Raw genomic sequence first — 18831 nt, 5'->3', positions numbered from 1 at the left:
TCCCGATTTGATTTGATATTTTTAAAAAAGGTTATACAATCCGTCGAATCGTTTTTTACTTGAGCCACCGGGAGGAACTGCACCTATGTTCAAAAATGTCAGTGTCGGCACCAAGATCCTCGGAACGGTCGCCACGATCCTGATCTTAATGATCCTGGTCGGCACCCTGTCCATTGCAAGACTTTCCAGCGTAACCGGGGTGGCCGACGACATGGGGCAGAATCTCATGCCCAGCGTGTCGCAGCTGGCAAAGATGCGGAACACCGTGGACACCTACCGGCGCTCCGAGTTGCAGTTTTACCTGCCGAATACGGAAGAGGACTTCAAACGTTACAGCGACCGCATGGTCAAGATGCAGGACGAGTTGAAAACGGCACGGGAAAGCTATGTCAAGCTTAACCTGACAGATGAGGAAAAGAAACAGATTGCCACCTTCGACTCGGTGTGGCAGGCATATGCGGCTTCCGCCAATAAGGCGCTGGACCTGATCAGGGCCGGTAACCTTGAGGAAGCGCAGAAGCAGACCCGTGGCGAGGGAAAGAAGCTGTACGATCAGGCAAATAAGATCCTGGGCGATCAGCAGGTTTACAACCAGAAGAAAGCCGATAACGGCGTCAAGCAGGTGCATCAGGTGGCTTCCATGACGCGCACCTTGATCATCATGCTCGTCATGTTCGGGCTGATCGTCGGCGTCGTACTCGCTTTGGTCACCGTCAGGGTGATCTGCTCACCGCTGCGTCGCCTGGCGTCCGATGCCGAGCTTGTCGCCACGGGGGACCTGGGTGTCCAGGTCCGGATCGATTCCGAGGACGAGGTCGGCCAACTGGCGCGTTCTTTCGAGAAGATGGTCAATAGCCTGCGGGAGATGATCGGCACCCTGGCCGATTCGTCGACCCAGATTTCGAACTCCTCGTCGGAGATGCAATCCGATGCGGAAAAGATGGCCTCTGGTGCGGAAGAGGTTGCCGCTCAGTCCATAGGCGTTGCAACCGCAAGCGAGGAGATGTCGGCAACATCGGGAGACATTGCCCAGAACTGCCAACTTGCGGCGGAAAGCGCCCAGCGTGCCAATAAGGCTGCCGACCACGGCGCCGGCGTGGTGGAAAATTCGATCTCCGTCATGCACCGCATCGCCGAGCGTGTCCAGTCTTCGGCCACAACCGTTGAAGCCCTGGGAAAACGTTCCGACGAGATAGGTGCGATTGTCGGCACCATCGAGGATATTGCCGATCAAACCAACCTTCTGGCGCTCAACGCAGCCATCGAGGCCGCCCGGGCAGGGGAACAGGGACGCGGGTTCGCCGTTGTGGCCGATGAAGTGCGCGCCTTGGCGGAACGGACGACCAAGGCCACCCGGGAGATAGGGCAAATGATCAAGGCCATCCAGCAGGAGACCAAGAGCGCCGTGTCTGCGATGGAAGAGGGTGTTGCCGAAGTCGAGCAGGGAACCGAAGAGGCGGCCCGTTCGGGCGAGGCGTTGCGGAAGATCCAGGATGAGATCAATGCGGTCAATCTACAGGTGCAACAGATCGCAACGGCCGCAGAAGAGCAGACCGCCACTACCGGCGAAATCAGCACCAATATCCACCAGATCACCAATGTAGCCCAAAATACGGTGGAAGGCGCCCGCAACACTTCCACCACCGCGCACCAGCTTTCCCGGCTTTCGGACGAACTGCAACGGCTGGTGGGGCAGTTCAAACTTGCCGCAAACGACAAGTTGATCAACTGGAGCGCCAGCTACAGCGTCAGCGTCCCCGCCATGGACAAGGAGCACCAACGTCTGATCGAAATCATCAACAACCTGTATGGCGCCATGCGCTCCGGCCGGGGCCAGGATGCCATCGGCACCATTCTGGATGAACTGGTCGCCTACACCAAAACCCATTTTTCCCACGAGGAGCGCCTGATGCAGGACGCGGGATACGCTGGTTACGATGAGCAAAAACGCGCCCATGAAGCCCTGGTGCAACAGGTCGCAGATATTCAAAACAAGTACCGGGCCGGTACAGCCCTGAGCCAGGAGGTCATGAGTTTTCTGAAAAGCTGGCTGGTCAACCATATCCAGGGACTCGACAAGCGTTACGGCCCCCAGTTGAACAAGAAAGGGCTCAAATAAAAGATCGGCGTTGAAGAGTTACCGACACGGGAACAAAGCCGTACCTGCTCACCCAGGTACGGCTTTGTTCGTTGCACCCATTTTTATTGTTCGGTCCCTCTCCGCTTGACAAAGTTTCCCCACAGGAGAATAATTCAAAAATTTCGCGTATACAAACAAGAAGGGACAGTGCGTTATGCTTATCGAAAGTGATTTTCTCGTCATCGGCAGCGGTATTGCCGGACTCTCTTTTGCCCTCCAGGCTGCCGACCATGGCAGCGTCGTCCTTGTAACCAAACGTGATATTTCCGAATCTGCCACAAAGTATGCCCAAGGAGGTATTGCCTCGGTTTTTTCCACCGAGGACTCCTTTGACGCCCATGTGAATGATACCTTGGTGGCGGGGGCCGGCATCTGCCATGAGGATGTGGTGCGTATGGTGGTCGAGGAAGGCCCCCAGACCATCCGCAACCTGATCGAATGGGGCGTCAAATTCACTACCGGCAGCGGTAGCCAAGCCTACGACCTGACCCGCGAAGGCGGCCACAGCGCCCGCCGCATCCTGCACGCGGAGGATATCACCGGCCGCGAAATAGAGCGGGCCCTGGTGGAGGCGGTCCGCCAGCACCCCAATGTCAGAGTGTACGAAAATCACATCGCCATCGACCTGATCACCCAATCCAAGGTCGAACGCCGCCCCGTGGAACAGAACCGCTGTCTGGGGGCCTATGCCCTGGATATTACCGCCGGCGAGGTAAAGACCTTTTCATCCAAAATCACCCTGCTGGCCAGCGGCGGAGCCGGCAAGGTCTACCTTTACACCTGCAACCCCGACGTGGCGTCGGGCGACGGCGTGGCCATGGCCTACCGGGCCGGCGCTACCATCGCGAATATGGAGTTCATGCAATTTCACCCCACCACCCTCTTCCATCCCCAGGCCAAGTCGTTTCTGATCTCCGAGGCGGTGCGCGGCGAAGGGGCCATCCTGCGGCGCCGGGACGGCACGGCCTTTATGGAGAAATACCATAAGCTCAAGGACCTGGCGCCCCGGGACATTGTAGCTCGCGCCATCGACCACGAGATGAAGGTCAGCGGCGACGACTGCGTCTTTCTGGACATCACCCGCGAGCCGGCGGATTTCGTGCGCAGCCGTTTCCCGAATATCTACCAAACCTGCATGGAATTCGGGCTCGACATGACCAAGGAATGGCTGCCGGTGGTGCCCGCGGCTCACTACCTGTGCGGCGGCGTGGCGGTCAACACCGACGCACAGACCGATATCCCCGGGTTGTATGCCATCGGAGAGGCCGCCTGTAGCGGGCTGCACGGGGCCAACCGCCTGGCCAGCAATTCACTGTTGGAAGCGGCGGTCTATGCCGGCAAGGCCTATCGCCATGCCATCCAGGCGGTGAAGAAACTGTCCAACGGTCACCCTGAGTTGCCGAGATGGGACTCGGGCACCGCCACGAATAGCGACGAGATGGTTGTGGTCTCCCAGAACTGGGATGAGATCCGGCGCAGCATGTGGAACTATGTGGGGATCGTCCGCTCCGATAAGCGCCTTGAACGTGCCATGCGTCGCATCAAGCTGATCCAGGACGAGATCGAGGAGTACTACTGGAATTTCATCGTCACTTCGGACCTGATCGAGTTGCGCAATATCGCGACCGTTGCCGAGTTGATCGTGACCTGTGCCCAGATGCGCAAGGAATCCCGCGGCCTGCATTACAATATCGACTATCCGGAGCGGGACGATGTCAATGGCAAAAAGGATTCGTTCATCAAGAAACAATTCTGATTTTTTACCGAACCGAAATGCCTCTTATTCTTCAGTACTGAGGAGAAACCATTGGATATCAATGAAATCCGAACAAGGATAGACCTGTTGGACGATGTATTGCTACGCATCTTCAACGAGCGTGCCCGCCTCGCCCTGGAGATCGGCCACCTCAAGAAGGGACTGAGTCTGCCGGTCTTTGATCCGAGTCGCGAAAAACGCATCTTCGCCCGCATGAAGGACGAAAACCCCGGCCCCCTTGACGATGGGGCAATTGTGAGGCTTTTCGAGAGGGTTGTGGATGAATCGCGTCGGCTGGAACGCATCATGTCGCATGCGGAAGAGAAGGCATAACCGCTTCGTCGCAGATGCAAGCTGTGCGGAAACAGCGTTGTTTTTTAAAGTGGTAGATGAAAGGAGTGGGCTTAAAATGCTTATTATAATGAAAAAGCATGCACCAGATGAGACTCTTGATCAGATAAAGGAATATCTTATCACCCGCGATTTCGATATTCATCAATCAACCGGGGCCAACCGGACGATCATCGGCGTCATCGGCGATACGGATACCCTGAACGACCACGAAATCGAGGCCATGCCGGGGGTAAGCCAGGTGGTGCGGATCAAGAAGGACGATTAATCGGAAATAAAAACGGCGGGTCACCCCGCCGTTTCGTTATGCCGCCATATTCACGATATCAGCGCATTTCAGAGGGACCTCTATCTGCTCCCCATCCTCCATCCGCTTAAATAATGCCTTGCCTGAAGTAACCTCGTTCTCGCCGATAACCACGCTGTAACGCGCACCCAACTTATCGGCGCGTCGCATCTGGCTCTTCAGGCTCTTGCCTTCGTAATCCATCTCGACCCGCACCCCCGACCGCAGCAGTTCATGCATCAGCCGGAAGGCAAAATCACGCTCCCCTGCCCCCATGGTGGCAATAAACAGGTCCGGCTGGCGGGAAAAATCCTTATCTCCCAGGAGCAGGGCCACACGTTCGAATCCTATGGCAAAGCCGATGCCGGGGATGGCCGGTCCGCCCAATTGGGAGATCAGGCCATCGTAGCGCCCGCCCGCGGCCACGGCCGATTGGGACCCCAACAGGCTGGTCACCAGTTCGAAGGTGGTGCGGGTATAGTAATCCAGGCCGCGCACCATGCGGGGGTTGATGTTGTAGGGGGTGGCGGTGGAGTCCAGGTAGCGTTTGACGCTGGCGAAGTGGTCGGAGCAATCGCCGCAGAGATGATCCAGCATGGACGGCGCGCCGGCTGTGGCCTCGACGCACCCCGGCACCTTACAGTCCAGGGTGCGCAGGGGGTTGGTGGTGAAGCGCCGTTTGCAATCCTCGCAGAGACGGTCAAGGCGTTCCTCAAGGAATGCCACCAGTGCGGCACGGTAAGCGGGCCGGCATTCGGGGCACCCCAGGGAGTTTATCTGCAGGGATGGTTCGTCAAGGCCGATCTCCCGGAAGAATTGAACCAGCATGTTCAGCACCTGGGCATCGGCCAGGGGAGCGTTGACACCGGTGATCTCGGCGCCGATCTGGTGGAATTGGCGGTAGCGCCCTTTTTGCGGGCGTTCGTAACGGAACATGGGGCCCAAATAGTACAGCTTGGCCACGGGGTCCTGGGCATAGAGCTTGTGCTCGATAAAGGCCCGCATGACGCTGGCCGTACCCTCGGGGCGCAAGGTAATGCTGTTATCCCCCTTGTCGGTAAAGGTATACATCTCCTTTTCGACGATGTCCGTGGCGTCGCCGATGGAGCGGCAGAACAGCTCGGTCTTTTCCATGATCGGCACGCGTATTTCGGAAAAACCGTTCAGTTCGAAAACGCGGCGCGCGGCCTGTTCTATATACTGCCATCGCTCCGATTCTGTCGGAAGGATGTCGTTAAATCCTTTGATTGCCGTAATGGACATGGGTATCCTCGGTTTAGTAAGATAAACGTATGATGAAAATGGTTCAGGAAGTGAATGAAAAATGGCTGACGCAGTTCTTGCCGCTGGACTTGCTGGAGTACATGGCCTTGTCGGCCATTTCCAGAAGTTCATACTTGGACAGGGTATCATCGGGGCAACAGGCGTAACCGATGCTACAGGTCAGGCGGATATTGTAGCCTTCCGGCGCAAGGAATACATGGGATTCGATCCGTTTCCGAATACGTTCGGCCACCATGAGCGCAATATCGCATCCGGTTTCTACCAGGATGATCGTGAACTCGTCGCCGCCGTAACGGATCACCACATCGACCTCACGCACCGCTTTTTGCGCCAGGGCACCCATTTCCCGCAGCACCTGGCTTCCGACCAGATGGCCATAGGTGTCGTTGACGCTCTTGAAGGAGTCGATATCAAGAAACAGAACGGCAAGATGCGACGAGTAGCGCTCGACCCGTTTCAACTCCTGATTGAGGGCGACCTCCAAGTAGCGGTGGTTGAACAGACCGCTCAGGTCGTCGATGAAGAGCATATCTTTGGCCCGGGAATAGGTTTCGGCATTCTCGAAGGCCTGTGAAGACTGCTCCAGGAGAAAAAGGATGTTTTTCCGCTCACGCTGGATATCGGGCAGACGATGTCCTGGTTCATTGAACAGTACGATCACCCCGTGGAGCATTCCCCGGTTGCAGACGTATATCAGGCAGGCCTCCTCGATCTCATTATCCGCCTCGCCAGGAAGTGCAAGCATGTCGATCTGATGGCTTGTCGGCAATTTTTCGGGGAGCGCGGCCTGGACAATCTTGCGGTAATGCTCGGCGCTATCGGAGGTAAGCCCACGTACCTCTTTCAGTTCAAGCTGACTGTCGGCCTGAAAAAAACCAAGATAGCGGCCAACGCCGACCTCGCGCGCCACCGCCTCGACCATGAGATGGTAAATCCGCTCCAGCTCAAGGCAACTGGCGATGGTCTGGCTGACTTGAAACAGGCTCACCATCTTCTTGAGCTCTTCGTTTTCGTTCAAAAGCCTGCGTTGCTGTATGCACAGAGCCACGGAATGACGGAACTCGTCAGGATTGACCGGCTTGAGCAGATAATCCCGTGCGCCGTGTTTCAGTGCAAAAATGGCTGATTCCAGGTCGGTGTTGCCGGTCACCATGATAACGTCGATATCGGGGTTGGAACCCTTGACGCGGGACAGTACCTCCATGCCGTCAACCTCGGGCATGATCAGGTCGGTAATCACCAGATCGTAGCGTTTCCCGGCAAGCATCTCGAGCCCTTCTCCGCCGCCGCCGGCGCAATCCACGTCATACCCTTCCTTCTGCAACAAGTCGGAGAAGGTCTCACGAAAGAAACGATCGTCTTCTATAACAAGGATTTTTTCCATGAAGTGGGCCCGTGGATGCGTAAAATGCTGTTAGTATCTCTTTACCGCATTTACGCAAGCCATGTCAAATTGCTTTATCTTGTTGTTGCACAATTACTCCGTGCCATAGGGGGCTTTTACACTCCACCCCTCGCCGTCGCTGGTCAATTCTATGGTGCCGTCACGGTCCGTGCGCCAGGCATGAATGCCGCGCCGCCCCAAGCGATCCAAAGTCTGCCGGGCCGGAAGCCCGAAACTGTTGCCTCGGCCGGCCGAGATCAGGGCCACGGATGGCGAGACCTTGTCGAGCAGTATCTCCGACGTGGAGTAGCGGCTGCCATGATGTCCCACTTTGAGTACGGTGGAGGCAAAATTGCCCTTGTCCGCCAGCATTCGCTCCTCGGCTGGGAAACCGGCATCGCCGGTGAAAAGCATGCTGAACGAGCGAAAACGGAGTCGAAAAACCAACGACTCATCGTTCATTCCCATCTCGTCATCGGACGGCCGCCGGGGAAGAGCGCCGCGCGGTGGAGAGAGCACCGTCAGTTCGATACCGTCGCCAAAGACGAATGCATCGCCGGCGGCCAGACGCCGGCTCGGAACGCGCCGCTCGGCCAGAATTGCCTGCAACTGCTCATACTGGTCGCCAACACCACCCTGAACCGGTTCCCAGAATTCACGCACCGGGAAGGTGCGGACAATGAACGGCATGCCGCCTATATGGTCGGGGTGACTGTGGGTCAACACCAAACGGTCGATTCTGCGCACGCCGAGCTTCCACAGAGCCGGCCCCAGGGTCTGGCGGCCAAAGTCACGGCCGTTGTCATGCAGATACCCTCCCCCATCCACCAACATGGTTTCGCCGTTGGGAGAACGGATTAGTAGCGACTCCCCCTGCCCCACGCTGAGCATGGTGATGTGCAGACGTCCGTCAGCCGCGGCAGGGGTGTTCAGGTGCGCCGCAACCGCCACCAGGGGCGGCAAGGCACAGAGTGCGAACGTCCTTCGGGAGCGGTGCAGGAAGGTGACCAACACCATGAAGCAGATAAAACATGCCATGTCCAGACGGGTAATGCCGTGAAAGGAAAAGAGCGGAAGCCGTGCGAACAAAGCCACCAGCCAGTTGGAGAGCGCCGTGAGTTGTGCCGCACACCATAACAGCACCCGGGCCGCGGGCGGAAAGAGATAGACGAACGGCAGGGCGCTGGAGCCGGTCAGCACCGCTCCATAGCCAAGGATCGGCACAATCAGAAAATTTGAGACAATGCCGTTGAGCGAGGCTTGGTCGAAATAGAACAAAACCGGGACCATGGTGGCGCACGACGCAGCGCAGGATACGACGACAAACTGCACGAGGTTACGCTGCCAACCCCTCGTCACTCCTCTGAGGCGTTCCATGACCGGCGGGACAGCGATGACGATGCCCCACAGGGCCAGGAAAGAGAGCTGGAAGGAAAGATCGAACAGACAGGGGGGGATAAGGACGACCAGGAGAAAGGCTGCCAGCAGCAAGGCATTGAGCGGATCGGTTTCTCGCTCGGCATGGAGCGCCAGGACAAAGGCTGCCAACATAATGACCGAGCGGGAGGTTGCAGGTGCCGCGCCGGACAGGAAAAGATAGACCAGCATGACCGGCAACGCGATCAGCAGCGCCGTACGACGCAGGTCGAGCTGGAGTGCCAGGAATTCGGAACGGGTCGCCAGGAACAGGGTTGCCATGACCATGAACCAGGCAATGATGCCCACATGAAAACCTGAAATGGAGAGTATGTGGTTTACGCCAGCCCTCGTGTAGGCGTCGTTAAGGTCGTCGGGGATACCTTTCTGGTCGCCGATCAGGAGGGCTATGAGAACCGATGACCGCTCCCGGTCCGGGACCGCAATCCTGATGAAATCGCCGAGACGGCGCGCGATGAGATCCATACGCCGCAAGAGCGAATCTTCGGCGGCGGCGCGAATCAGGATGATCCCGTCCGGTGTCGCGACCCGCCCCGTGGCCGACACTTCCTGATAGGCCAGGTAACGCGCATAGTCGAATTCCCCCGGAAGTCCAAGCCTATGCGGTAGTGCGATTCGCGCGGCGCACCGGACCCGGTCGCCCCGTGCCAAGGTGACGTCACCCCCATCGAGAGAAATCATCAATCTGCCACAGGCGGGGACAGTGCCCCCTTCCTTGAAAACCCCTTCTGCCCGCAGCACAAAACTGCTTCCACGGGAGGTGGTCGTTGGACGTGAATCTATCACCCCCTCCACAATGGCCGGGGTGCGTGCGGCAAAGTTGCGTATATCGCTTGCCGGGATGGCAGGATTTGTGTAAGGCCCCAGGGAATGGAGTCCCAAGGCAAAGAAAAAGGCTGTAGTGCAGAGGAGATATACAATGGGTGTTTTTATCAGACAACTGAGCAGCAAACAGCAGAAAACAGCGGCCAGGAGGCTAAACGGCACGGCAATGGCACGTCTATCCGCCAGACAGAGGCCGACAGCCATCGCCCAGAAGGGTATCAGTAGCGGATGGCGCCGAAGCATGGAGGGGGCACTGAATGTGAGCGGTAACACATCGGTTCATCTCCAGAGAGGATTTCCGGCACCCATGACAATAACCACAGGGATTACAGTCAAAAAAAAGATACCAGAATACCGCCAGAGATACAATATTATGCCGCCCACTTGAAAACATGGCGATTGGATGGTAGATATGTAATGGGGAATACACCGGCGCGAAGAAAGTCCCGAGGATCCATGGTCCCTGATCAGCCTCATTCCACAAAATCGATGTTTTTGGCTGCCGCTGAGCTGGGGCGTTCCTGCCGGAGTGCCGAGATCAGCTGGCGACATCGGCTTACCTTGACCGAAGCCATTACCACGGCCAACCTGCGTTGTATCGAATCCGGCAGCGTCAACCAGAGATGGCCGCTATCCAGCTCGGAGCTTCCATGACGTTCGGCATGTTTTATGAGTTGCTCCCCGCTTCTCAACCATTTTTCGGCCTACCGTTCAAGATTGGCAAAGCCCAGAAAATGGAGACTATCGGACGACTGAAGTACAACCCGTTTGAGTTGTCGCAGATCGTTACCGAACACATCAGAGCCACTCCCTGGAGCGAAACGAACGGAGACCTTTCATGAATGAACACATTCTGATTGTCGATGACGAGGAAATGATCAGAGAGCTGCTCGCCTCGGCGCTTCTCCAAGAAGGCTATGTCTGCCATCTGGCCTCCAATGTTGATGAGGCGTTCGCCATTCTGAGTGAGCATCCGATTGTTCTGGTTATCTCCGACATTATGATGCCGGGCAGAAGCGGCGTTGACCTGCTGAGGGACATCAAAAAGGTCGATGCCGACATTGCGGTTCTGATGGTCACCGGGCTCTCCGATATGAACACCGCTTTGGAGTGCATCCACCTCGGCGCGGACGATTACATATCCAAGCCTTTCAGCATCAACCGCGTGTTCCTGACGGTCAAAAATCTCATAGAAAAACGCGATCTTGCCATCGAAAGGAAAAACTACCAGATCAGCCTTGAATTCAAGGTGTTGGAACAGACCGAGCAGATCCGCCGCACCATGAACGAGTTGCACAAGGCTTATGACCATACCCTGACCGCCCTGGTCAGGGCGCTGGATGCTCGGGAAAAGGAGGTTGGCTCTCATTCGGAGCGCGTGATGAACTACACCTCACTCATGGCCGCAAAGCTGGGGATTCATGGAAACGATCTTGAGCAGTTGGCCAAGGGAGCTTTGCTGCACGACATCGGCAAGATCGGCATATCGGACAATATCCTGCTCAAGCCAGGCCCTCTGGATGACGGTGAATGGGTAGAGATGCGGCGCCATCCCCAGGTGGGATATGCCATTTTATCCGAGATCGGTTTTCTGAAAGGTCCGGCAGAGGTCATCCTCACCCATCACGAGCGTTTTGACGGCACCGGGTATCCTAAGGGGCTCAAGGGCGAGCAGATCCCTATCGGTTCGCGGATTTTTGCCGTGGTGGACACACTGGATGCCATGACTTCAGACCGCCCCTACCGCAAGGCGCTCCCGTTCGATGCCGTTAGCAGCGAGGTGCGCACCTACCGCGGCAGTCAGTTCGACCCCGACATTGCCGACCTCTTCCTCTCCTTGGCCCGCAGCCAGTGGGAAGAATGCTCCGGCAAAAAGTTCATCTGATTCCATGATGTTTTACTAAAAGAGGGGAACGGCGCGAGCCATCCCCCTCTTTTCCCTCTCTATCCCCAAGTGCTCTAGTTCAGTCGTCCTCCCAGTCGTCCAGATCATCGTCGTCCCGGTCGTCCAGGGCATCGCCTTCACCATAGACATCTTCGTCCAGATCGTCGCCATCCCCCTGACCTTCGGACCGGTAGGAGTCAATCGTCAGAGGGCGCGTATCGTCTTTTTCGGAGATACGTTCAAAGCGCATCAGCAACTCACCGTTGGTGCAGAAACGACCTTGCTTATAATCGCACCGCTCCCGTTCGCACAGGTCGAACAACTGGATTTCGCTGCACAGCCGCTGTACCGGCTTCACCACTACATTTTCTTCGATGTCGTCTTTGCCTGGCACGACCCGTCCTCCCTTGTTTCTGCACGTTTTCTTTATGCGTGACCGTCCAGGAACTCGCCAGCCTTTTCCACATCTTCACGGCTCCCGATGTAAACCGGGGCGCGCTGGTCCAGACCATCCGGCACGATGTCCAGGATAGGAATTTTTCCGTTGGTAGCCGCTCCGCCGGCCTGTTCGATGAGATACGCCATCGGGTTGAGTTCGAAAAGCAGACGCAGTTTGCCATTGGGGCTGTCCGTGAGGGCCGGGTACATAAAAATACCCTTCCCTTTCATCAGCACTTGATTGATATCCGGCACGAACCCACCGGAATAACGCAATTTCGAGCCTTTATCCTCCAGATGGCGGATGAAACGATCATTTTCTTCCGTATATTTTTTGCGCAGTCCGCCCGGGGCGTAGATATCCCCGCTCGGTTTCATCTGGACATCCTCCCTGGTCAGGGTGAACTCCATCAACTGGTTCATGGTGAATTCGTAGACCCCTTTGCCGATGGAGTAAACCAGTGAAACCCGCGGTCCGTAGAGGATATACATGGCGCCGACCATCTTGCGCCCCGGCTGGAGCAGGTCGCACCCCTGGTAGATGCCGACAATGGTTCCCACGGCCAGGTTCACATCCACCAGCGACGAGCCGTCCAAGGGATCGTACGCCACTGAAAACATCCCCTGGGGATTACTGGTGACCTGATAGATTTCTTCCATCTCCTCGGAAGCGATGTTGCACACCACACCGGAATGAATCAGACGCTTGCGCATGATGCGATCGGAGAGCACATCCAGGGCCAACTGCTCTTCGCCATAGAGGTTCGAGGTCCCCGCAACCCCCAGATCGCCGGTGCGCACCGCATTGATGACATATTTGCTGGCTTCGGCGATTTCACAGATCAGATGAACCAAGTTGTCGCTGATGTTCTGTTCGCGCAAATGCGCGCGCAGATCTATCTGAAATTTGGTTTTTCCTGGTTCGCTGGACATTGCCGACCTCCACACTGAGTCACGTTTATTTGAATGTTGCAACGTTGGAACCATACTGTAAATAGCCGTTTTTAGCAATACTAAAAGCCTGTCGAACCGGGCCTTGGCGGCAAAAAAAGCTAGGGAAAGAGCCGGAGTGGTGAAAAAACAAGGTAGTATGAGGCGATCAGGGCAAAGAGCAGATATGACACCAGCGCAAGCACGGAGAGCCGACGCTGGGTTGCCGGAATAATGCGGGAAAGTGAGGCATGGTTGCGAAACGGCATCAGTGCGCCCACCCCCATCCCAGCCACCCCGCCGACGAAGAGGCTTCCATAGAAAACATATCCCACAGATCCGTACTCCTGTTGGAGAATGCAGAACGGACAATGGTGAGACGGCAGTTCGTAGACATAGAGGCAGATAAAGGAAACCAGGGATGTTGCAGAAACGGTGAACAGAAGGGCACTTGCAGCCGAGAAAACATAGCCTCCACGGTCCTTCAAGCAAACGAAGAGACCGCTGACAAGGGCCAGAGCCAGACAGGCGTAGAAGGCCCACTCCATGGGAGCTGCCGGCAACCCGGCGAGGTCGCCGCCGATAGTACCTTTTCCCACGCTGAACAGGCTTCCGCAGCAGGATGTGATCACATCGGCGTGCAGTCCTTGAAAATATCTGAATTGCACAATGGTTTCAATAAGCACCAGCGGCATAAGTATGATGACAAGGAAACCATACTTGACCTTAATGAGGGGGTAGTCGTAGCCGCGGGCATCCACATGGTTGATGACCAGCCACACACCGGCCAGGAGACAGGTGGCAATCTTCAAAAAAAACGTTGGATAGCCGTAACCGTTTGCGTTGAGGCTACCTGCCGCGCACATGGCACCGGTAAACTGGCTGTGCAGCGTGTCGGCGGTAAAGATAAAGAAAAACAGCGAGAGCACCTGAAATACCAGCGCATAGCCGAGAATGGACGAAATCAGGTAGGTGCGCCGTTCCAGTTGCAACTGGAGTTCGCTGCCACTGTGCAGATTCCACGAACGGATGATGCGGGCTCCATACCAGGCCGCATACAGCAACATGCCGGAAATCAAAAGCGACGAGATCAGCAGCGCCAGTATGGCGGGGTGCTGCATCATGGTTCCGGCCCGCTTACGGTTATGCGGCCGTCCCGCATCTCCACGACCCGGTCGGCCAGGCGGGAATCGTAGACAATGGGATCGTGGCTGGCAATCAGCACGGTCTTGCCCTGTCCCTTGAAGAGGGCGACAATCTCCATAAATTCCCGGGAAAGCTTGCTGTCCAAGTGTGCGGTCGGCTCATCGGCAATGATCACTGCCGGGTTGTTGATCAGCGCCCTGGCGATGGCGACCCGTTGGAGTTCGCCGCCCGAAAGCCATTCCACCCGTGACGCGGCATGGCGCGAGATATCGAAGAGCCGCAACAGTTCTTCGGCGCGCGCCTGGAAGGCGGCATGGCTTTCCGTGGTTGGATAGGCCGGGAGCATAACGTTTTCCCGTACGGAGATACCCCGTACCAGGTTGAACTGCTGAAAGATGAAACCGAAGGTGGTACGCCGGATCTCGGTCAGGAACCGCTCGGGCAGATTGGATATGTCGAATCCGTCGTTCCCCTCTTCCGCAGCCAGAAATGCCGGACGGATACCGTGCAGGCGGATACGGCCCGAACTGGGGCGGCTCATGCAGCCGACCAGGGAGAGGAGCGTGGTCTTGCCGGAGCCGCTCGGTCCCTTGAAGACCGTGAGTTGTCCCGATTCAATGCTCAGGCTGACGTCGTCAACGGCGGTAAACTGGTTGTTCCTGCCGACATTATAACTTTTGGTCACATGGGAGAGTTCGATCACGGTTACGACCTCATGGCGGCATCGGGATCGACCGTGGCTGCCAGCCAGGCGGGGACAATGGTTGCCACGGTGTAGGGAAGGACCGTCAGGAAGAACAGCACGGCAAGATGATAACTGTCCACCGCCGGCACCAGCTTGAATTTCGGATAGAGCACGGCCCAGCCCTTGAGGGCATGCTCGAACAACGACGCGGAGAAGAAGAATACATGGCCGTAAGCCAGAAGCCCCCCCAGCAGAAACGCGCTCAGGGAGATCACGATCCCCTCCCAGAATTTGAGATAGAGCACATCGGCCGTTTCCCAGCCGATGGACTTGAGAATGCCGATCTCCCGGCGTTCTTCCGCGGAAAGGCCGGTTGCCTTGTCCCAGGCGAAAATGACAAAGGAGAGTACCGCAGCGGTAAGAATAACCACCATCATGCCGCCGCGCCAATCGAAGATGGCGTCATAGGTCCGCAGCATCTCGCTCTTCAGAATGGGACGGGTGTCGGGGAAAAACTCCACGATCTTTGCGGCGACCGTGGCCAGCTCTCGTGGGTTGGCCACGGTGACGGCCAGGTCGGTGGCTCGGTCTGCCGGCAGGTTGAACATCGCCTGAAAATCCTCGGGCGACATGACAACCAAGTCGGCCGCCACCAGATTGGATGCGGCGGGATAGATCCCCTTCACCGTAAGCAGGAGGGGGATGTGGGCCGAGGTGCGAAAGGCCACCATGTCCCCCACCCTCACGCGCTGATTCAGTGAGACCTCCGCGCCGACAAGGATGTTGCCCGGCTCGACGGCAGGTCGCGGCGGTACCGTAAGCGTATAATTAGCGCCGAAAACCGGATCGTAGTAATAACCCCACAGGCGTGGGGTTACCGTACTCACCCCGGGAAGGGCACGAATCTTTTCCGCATAGGCCGCCGGTATCAGGTCATGCCGGCCCGCCATCAGGCGCTGGACCACCATGTCAGGGGCGTCGGCGAGCACAAGCGCCGCTTCGCGCTTCAAGGCGTTGACAAAAAAGAGCAGCGAGGCGATCACAAATATGATCAGGGTATAGACCGCTAACAGGGAAAAGTTTTTCATTTTGCGGCGCAGCAGGGATGACAGGGCAAAGTCGATGATGTTCCGGTGGCGGTTCAGGGACGTTTTCATGTTACCTCTCAGACAGTGCCGGCGGCGAGATAAACGACCCGGAGGGAAAATGTTCCAGGCTGAAGGGGTGATCCTGAAATGGGCTGTGAAGGTCGGCCATGGACGGGTGGCGCGTATAGCGCGCTTCCGTGAACAGGCACAGGTCCGTGAGCATCAACTCACGGGCCAGCCTGGCACGGTCGCAGAGTTCGGCGTGTGCCGTTGCCTGATCATGGTGGCTATACAGCAGCATCAAGATGAATATGATGCCGCAACATGCCGTAAAGATAAGGAATAGGTCGGATTTGCGCATGGTAGTTGCCCTTGGACCGGCTATTCCAGTAATTTCAGGATGGCCGGGGTGATCTCGTTCAGGCGCACGACCTTTGTGCCCCGATGATCGACCATAAAGCCGCGGGCATCCGTGAGCTTGGCGAACGGCACGAGTTCCTTGCCCATGGGACCATAGACATCGCTTCCGATCACGTAATACGCCGTGCGTCCGTCGATCGTTGCGAGTGAGTAATAGTCCTTTACCCGAATCGCCGCGATGGCGCTCTGGGGTTTGCCCGGGTTGTATTTTTTGAGGTTCAGGTAATAGGTGAACAAATCTTTGGGACCGTCGAAGGCCACATGGGTTCCATCATTGAACTGTATTGTCGCGACCCAGTCGGGATAATTGGAGACGAACATCCCGCACACCGGGCATTTGTCTTTCACGGACAATGCCGGTGCCTGGCCGGCGGAGAAGGTGGGGGGAGCGGTAAACAAGCATAAGAACAGAACCGGCATCATGGGGCGGAGCAGTTTCAACATGGAACCATCCTTTGGGGGCCAAGGGTTAATGGATCACCCACCCGCTCTTCTTGACAAGCTCCGGCCGGGGGCCTTTGGTGAGTTGCACGATGTAGCACCCCTTCGACGCATAGCGCTGCCCCGGCCCGAAGCTCAAACGTCCAAACACCGAGGATGGCTGATCCGCGATCATGCCGATGACATCGAAGAAGTTGTCCCGATAATAATTGCCCCTCAGGTCCATCAGCGCCATGGTCACGATCTGGGTGAGGGTCGTGTCCAGACTTGCAATCTCCTGGGCATGATTTTTTATTGTAACATCCGCCTGGCCCAAGGCTTGACGCTGATCCTCCTGAAGTTTGGCGTTCCCCATGGCCGAGTAGGTCACACTCAAGGCAAACGTGTACGGATAGGAGATATAGGTGAACGGGCGAATCTGCTCCGGGAGCGTCCAGAGCTTTTCCCCCAGGTAGCGCGCCGAGACAAACAGCGATAACGGCCTTTTACCTGCGGTCACCAATGATTGCAATGCCGGTACGCACTCAGGCCCATCCCACACCATAACAACCGCCACGTTTTTCTTCCCCGTTGCCTTGCGCAGGATCTCCTTGGTTACCGTTTGTCCCGCCTTCAGCAGGACTGTCAGCGGCGCCCCATTGCCCGAATCGAGCCACGTCTGTCTGAACCCCGCCGCTAGGGCCCGGCCTTCAGGAGAATCCCGCACGATCTGCACCACCGCTGCGCCTTGGGGTAAGACTCCATCGGTATGGAGGTACCGTGCTGCTGCCTCGCCCTCCTGATAATACCCTTTTGAAGGATACAGGGTATACCAGTCGGTTTCGGAGATCACCGGGAGGTTGGTTATGGGAAAAAGGCAGGGAATCCGGTTCGCCTCGCTGAAATCGTGAATCGGCTTCCACTCGCCAGAAGAAACCCCTCCCAATAGGGCAAACACCGGATCCTTGCGGTTATACTCTTCCAGCTGTTTTCGCCACGTCTCGGGAGAGCCTTTCAGTATCCAACGGGACAGGGTGAGGGTCCGGGTCGCCAATTCCTTGGAAACGAGCATGTTTTCCGCCATCTGCCGGGACTTGTTTCCCGGAGCCCGGTAAGCCCTGGCCTGGTTGTTCTTGATGGCGATGTATTGTTCCAGGGGGGCAAGCATGGCGGTGCGCTCTTCAGGGCTGACCTCGTCCGTAATAACCGTGGCAAAGTGAAGCGTCGTAGCCGAAACACCGGGGGAGTAGTGGGATGACAACCCTTTCAGGTACGACAGGAGGAGCGCCATGTCTTCATCTTCAAGCAGGTACCGGGGCATGACATCGTTCAGCGTCCCTCCCGTGGGGGTTGCTCCGCTCCGAATGACCTCGGCCAGGGTTGCGTCGGTATAGGCCGGCCGGCGGGGGGGCAAGGGGAAATACTTCTGCTCAAGCCCCTTGAAGAGAAGCTGGAACGGCTGAAAGAGTTTGTCGCCGTTTGTGGGCGGCGTGAAAACGCCCCCTTCCACCGAACCGAGCCCGCTGCGCAGATGACAACTGACGCACGAAAAGGCGGTCCCAGGAACCGGAATATCGCCTTTGACATAGGCCCGTAGCGGTTCACCCGATGGCAGAATTCCCTCGCGATACATCTGCTCCCCAAGACGAATTTTCTCCGCGGCTGGAGAGCCCGCTGAATTTTGGGCCGGACATACCTGGGGACCAACGGCCGCTATGAGGACCAGGAGGCTGATGACAAAGCTGCGACCATGTCGCCACATCCCTCTCGAGGTCATCGTATCCCTACCTTTTGGCATTCATTCATAAATTCCGAACTGCTGAGAAGCCCGAAAATCCTGATCCATTTGCCGTCCCGCGGCGAACGGATCAGGGTCAGGGGGTAATGGGACATTTTGTTTGGGATATAGGCGTTGAAGGCATACATGACCTTGTCGATGTCCGACCGTGACCCGGTCAGAAAATCCCACCCCGGCTTTGCCCGGTATCGTTTCAGGTAGTCCCTCATGACCTTCGGGGTATCGTTTTCGGGATCGATGGAGATGGAAACCAGGTGGACGCTCCGGGAGTTGGCGCCGAGTTTTTGTTGAAGATTGGCATAACCAACCGAGAGTATGGGGCAGATGGTTGTACAGGTGCCGAAGATGAAATCCACAATGATCGGCTTGTCGGACTTCAGCACCTCCCTGAGCCGGACCTTCGTGCCGTTTTGGTTTACCAGAACCACATCCGGGATGGCATAGGCCTCGATGGTGCGTTGATATTTTTTTGCATCGGCGGCGCCGGCAGGTTCAAGGGCCGGCATGAGCCCCAACAGGAAGAACGCGAACAGGGAGATCAGGGTATTCTTGGGCACG

Annotated in this window: 18 protein-coding genes; 7 read left to right on the top strand and 11 right to left on the bottom strand. The window is 56.9% G+C overall.

Translation table 11 applies throughout. The annotated features are described in order from the left end of the window. The first annotated feature begins 85 nt into the window (after nt 1-85). The 4 genes from F6V25_RS05050 (at nt 86) to F6V25_RS05035 (ending at nt 4515) form a co-directional block, all read left to right on the top strand. Nucleotides 86-2119, top strand: coding sequence for a bacteriohemerythrin (locus tag F6V25_RS05050; RefSeq protein WP_151127521.1), 2034 nt, complete (start codon nt 86-88; stop codon nt 2117-2119). A 175-nt stretch (nt 2120-2294) separates the two neighbouring features. Continuing rightward, a complete protein-coding gene (gene nadB / locus F6V25_RS05045) occupies nt 2295-3896 on the top strand; it encodes an L-aspartate oxidase (protein ID WP_151127520.1) in 1602 nt (533 codons plus the stop codon). Nucleotides 3897-3947: 51 nt separating this feature from the next. Further along, on the top strand, nt 3948-4229 hold the full coding sequence (locus F6V25_RS05040) for a chorismate mutase (RefSeq protein WP_149305744.1): 282 nt from the start codon (nt 3948-3950) through the stop codon (nt 4227-4229). A gap of 76 nt (nt 4230-4305) precedes the next feature. Next, nucleotides 4306-4515, top strand: a complete 210-nt coding sequence (locus tag F6V25_RS05035; protein WP_151127519.1) for a hypothetical protein — start codon at nt 4306-4308, stop codon at nt 4513-4515. Between the two features lie 36 nt (nt 4516-4551). On the opposite strand, the gene hisS is transcribed toward F6V25_RS05035, so the two are convergent. From hisS to F6V25_RS05020, 3 genes are all read right to left on the bottom strand, one after another. Then, nucleotides 4552-5796: a histidine--tRNA ligase gene (gene hisS, locus F6V25_RS05030; RefSeq protein ID WP_151127518.1), complete on the bottom strand. Its 1245-nt coding sequence runs from the start codon at nt 5794-5796 to the stop codon at nt 4552-4554. A 43-nt stretch (nt 5797-5839) separates the two neighbouring features. Then, nucleotides 5840-7201 carry a GGDEF domain-containing response regulator gene (locus tag F6V25_RS05025; protein ID WP_151127517.1) on the bottom strand — a complete coding sequence of 454 codons (1362 nt, stop codon included), beginning with the start codon at nt 7199-7201 and terminating at the stop codon, nt 5840-5842. Nucleotides 7202-7294: 93 nt separating this feature from the next. Then, nucleotides 7295-9667 (bottom strand): DNA internalization-related competence protein ComEC/Rec2, encoded by a 2373-nt coding sequence (locus F6V25_RS05020; RefSeq protein ID WP_246166976.1) that lies wholly within the window; start codon nt 9665-9667, stop codon nt 7295-7297. Between the two features lie 446 nt (nt 9668-10113). On the opposite strand from F6V25_RS05020, the gene F6V25_RS05015 reads away from it, so the two are divergent. Beyond that, nucleotides 10114-10305 carry a hypothetical protein gene (locus F6V25_RS05015; protein ID WP_151127515.1) on the top strand — a complete coding sequence of 64 codons (192 nt, stop codon included), beginning with the start codon at nt 10114-10116 and terminating at the stop codon, nt 10303-10305. Beyond that, nucleotides 10302-11348 (top strand): HD-GYP domain-containing protein, encoded by a 1047-nt coding sequence (locus F6V25_RS05010; protein WP_151127514.1) that lies wholly within the window; start codon nt 10302-10304, stop codon nt 11346-11348. The genes F6V25_RS05015 and F6V25_RS05010 overlap by 4 nt, the downstream gene beginning before the upstream one ends. Nucleotides 11349-11427: 79 nt before the next feature. Here F6V25_RS05010 and F6V25_RS05005 read toward each other — a convergent pair whose 3' ends face one another. The 5 genes from F6V25_RS05005 to F6V25_RS04985 form a co-directional block, all read right to left on the bottom strand. Beyond that, a complete protein-coding gene (locus tag F6V25_RS05005) occupies nt 11428-11742 on the bottom strand; it encodes a hypothetical protein (protein ID WP_246166967.1) in 315 nt (104 codons plus the stop codon). Between the two features lie 32 nt (nt 11743-11774). Next, nucleotides 11775-12719, bottom strand: a complete 945-nt coding sequence (locus F6V25_RS05000; RefSeq protein ID WP_151127513.1) for a class 1 fructose-bisphosphatase — start codon at nt 12717-12719, stop codon at nt 11775-11777. 119 nt (nt 12720-12838) lie between these two features. Further along, entirely contained in the window at nt 12839-13840 is a 1002-nt protein-coding gene (locus F6V25_RS04995) for a hypothetical protein (protein WP_151127512.1), read from the bottom strand. Then, entirely contained in the window at nt 13837-14565 is a 729-nt protein-coding gene (locus F6V25_RS04990) for an ABC transporter ATP-binding protein (RefSeq protein ID WP_151127511.1), read from the bottom strand. Before F6V25_RS04990 ends, F6V25_RS04995 begins: the two co-directional genes overlap by 4 nt. Nucleotides 14566-14567: 2 nt before the next feature. Continuing rightward, nucleotides 14568-15704, bottom strand: a complete 1137-nt coding sequence (locus tag F6V25_RS04985; protein ID WP_151127510.1) for an ABC transporter permease — start codon at nt 15702-15704, stop codon at nt 14568-14570. Between the two features lie 49 nt (nt 15705-15753). Between F6V25_RS04985 and F6V25_RS17470 the strand changes: the two genes are divergently transcribed. Then, complete coding sequence (locus F6V25_RS17470; protein WP_191966080.1) at nt 15754-15981, top strand: hypothetical protein; 228 nt, start codon at nt 15754-15756, stop codon at nt 15979-15981. A gap of 35 nt (nt 15982-16016) precedes the next feature. Here the strand turns inward: F6V25_RS17470 and F6V25_RS04975 are convergent, their stop codons facing one another. Genes F6V25_RS04975 through F6V25_RS04965 form a run of 3 tightly spaced genes read right to left on the bottom strand, consistent with a single transcriptional unit; the run spans nt 16017 to nt 18830 of the window. After that, nucleotides 16017-16499 carry a nitrous oxide reductase accessory protein NosL gene (locus F6V25_RS04975; RefSeq protein WP_246166966.1) on the bottom strand — a complete coding sequence of 161 codons (483 nt, stop codon included), beginning with the start codon at nt 16497-16499 and terminating at the stop codon, nt 16017-16019. Between the two features lie 25 nt (nt 16500-16524). After that, complete coding sequence (locus F6V25_RS04970) at nt 16525-18252, bottom strand: ABC transporter substrate-binding protein (protein WP_191966079.1); 1728 nt, start codon at nt 18250-18252, stop codon at nt 16525-16527. Beyond that, nucleotides 18249-18830 (bottom strand): SCO family protein, encoded by a 582-nt coding sequence (locus tag F6V25_RS04965; protein ID WP_246166965.1) that lies wholly within the window; start codon nt 18828-18830, stop codon nt 18249-18251. The genes F6V25_RS04970 and F6V25_RS04965 overlap by 4 nt, the downstream gene beginning before the upstream one ends. Between the last annotated feature and the right edge of the window lies 1 nt (nt 18831).

Source organism: Oryzomonas japonica, from assembly GCF_008802365.1.
Classification (GTDB): domain Bacteria; phylum Desulfobacterota; class Desulfuromonadia; order Geobacterales; family Pseudopelobacteraceae; genus Oryzomonas; species Oryzomonas japonica.
This window is presented reverse-complemented; position numbering and strand designations above follow the sequence as displayed.

Excerpts from the sequence above, each read along its gene's own strand:
- F6V25_RS05050 (WP_151127521.1), top strand. The coding sequence starts at position 86 with ATGTTCAAAAATGTCAGTGTCGGCACCAAGATCCTCGGAACGGTCGCC.
- nadB (WP_151127520.1), top strand. The coding sequence starts at position 2,295 with ATGCTTATCGAAAGTGATTTTCTCGTCATCGGCAGCGGTATTGCCGGA.
- F6V25_RS05035 (WP_151127519.1), top strand. The coding sequence starts at position 4,306 with ATGCTTATTATAATGAAAAAGCATGCACCAGATGAGACTCTTGATCAG.
- hisS (WP_151127518.1), bottom strand. The coding sequence starts at position 5,796 with ATGTCCATTACGGCAATCAAAGGATTTAACGACATCCTTCCGACAGAA.
- F6V25_RS05025 (WP_151127517.1), bottom strand. The coding sequence starts at position 7,201 with ATGGAAAAAATCCTTGTTATAGAAGACGATCGTTTCTTTCGTGAGACC.
- F6V25_RS05020 (WP_246166976.1), bottom strand. The coding sequence starts at position 9,667 with ATGGCTGTCGGCCTCTGTCTGGCGGATAGACGTGCCATTGCCGTGCCG.
- F6V25_RS05015 (WP_151127515.1), top strand. The coding sequence starts at position 10,114 with ATGACGTTCGGCATGTTTTATGAGTTGCTCCCCGCTTCTCAACCATTT.
- F6V25_RS05010 (WP_151127514.1), top strand. The coding sequence starts at position 10,302 with ATGAATGAACACATTCTGATTGTCGATGACGAGGAAATGATCAGAGAG.
- F6V25_RS05000 (WP_151127513.1), bottom strand. The coding sequence starts at position 12,719 with ATGTCCAGCGAACCAGGAAAAACCAAATTTCAGATAGATCTGCGCGCG.
- F6V25_RS04995 (WP_151127512.1), bottom strand. The coding sequence starts at position 13,840 with ATGATGCAGCACCCCGCCATACTGGCGCTGCTGATCTCGTCGCTTTTG.
- F6V25_RS04985 (WP_151127510.1), bottom strand. The coding sequence starts at position 15,704 with ATGAAAACGTCCCTGAACCGCCACCGGAACATCATCGACTTTGCCCTG.
- F6V25_RS17470 (WP_191966080.1), top strand. The coding sequence starts at position 15,754 with ATGTTCCAGGCTGAAGGGGTGATCCTGAAATGGGCTGTGAAGGTCGGC.
- F6V25_RS04975 (WP_246166966.1), bottom strand. The coding sequence starts at position 16,499 with ATGTTGAAACTGCTCCGCCCCATGATGCCGGTTCTGTTCTTATGCTTG.
- F6V25_RS04970 (WP_191966079.1), bottom strand. The coding sequence starts at position 18,252 with ATGACCTCGAGAGGGATGTGGCGACATGGTCGCAGCTTTGTCATCAGC.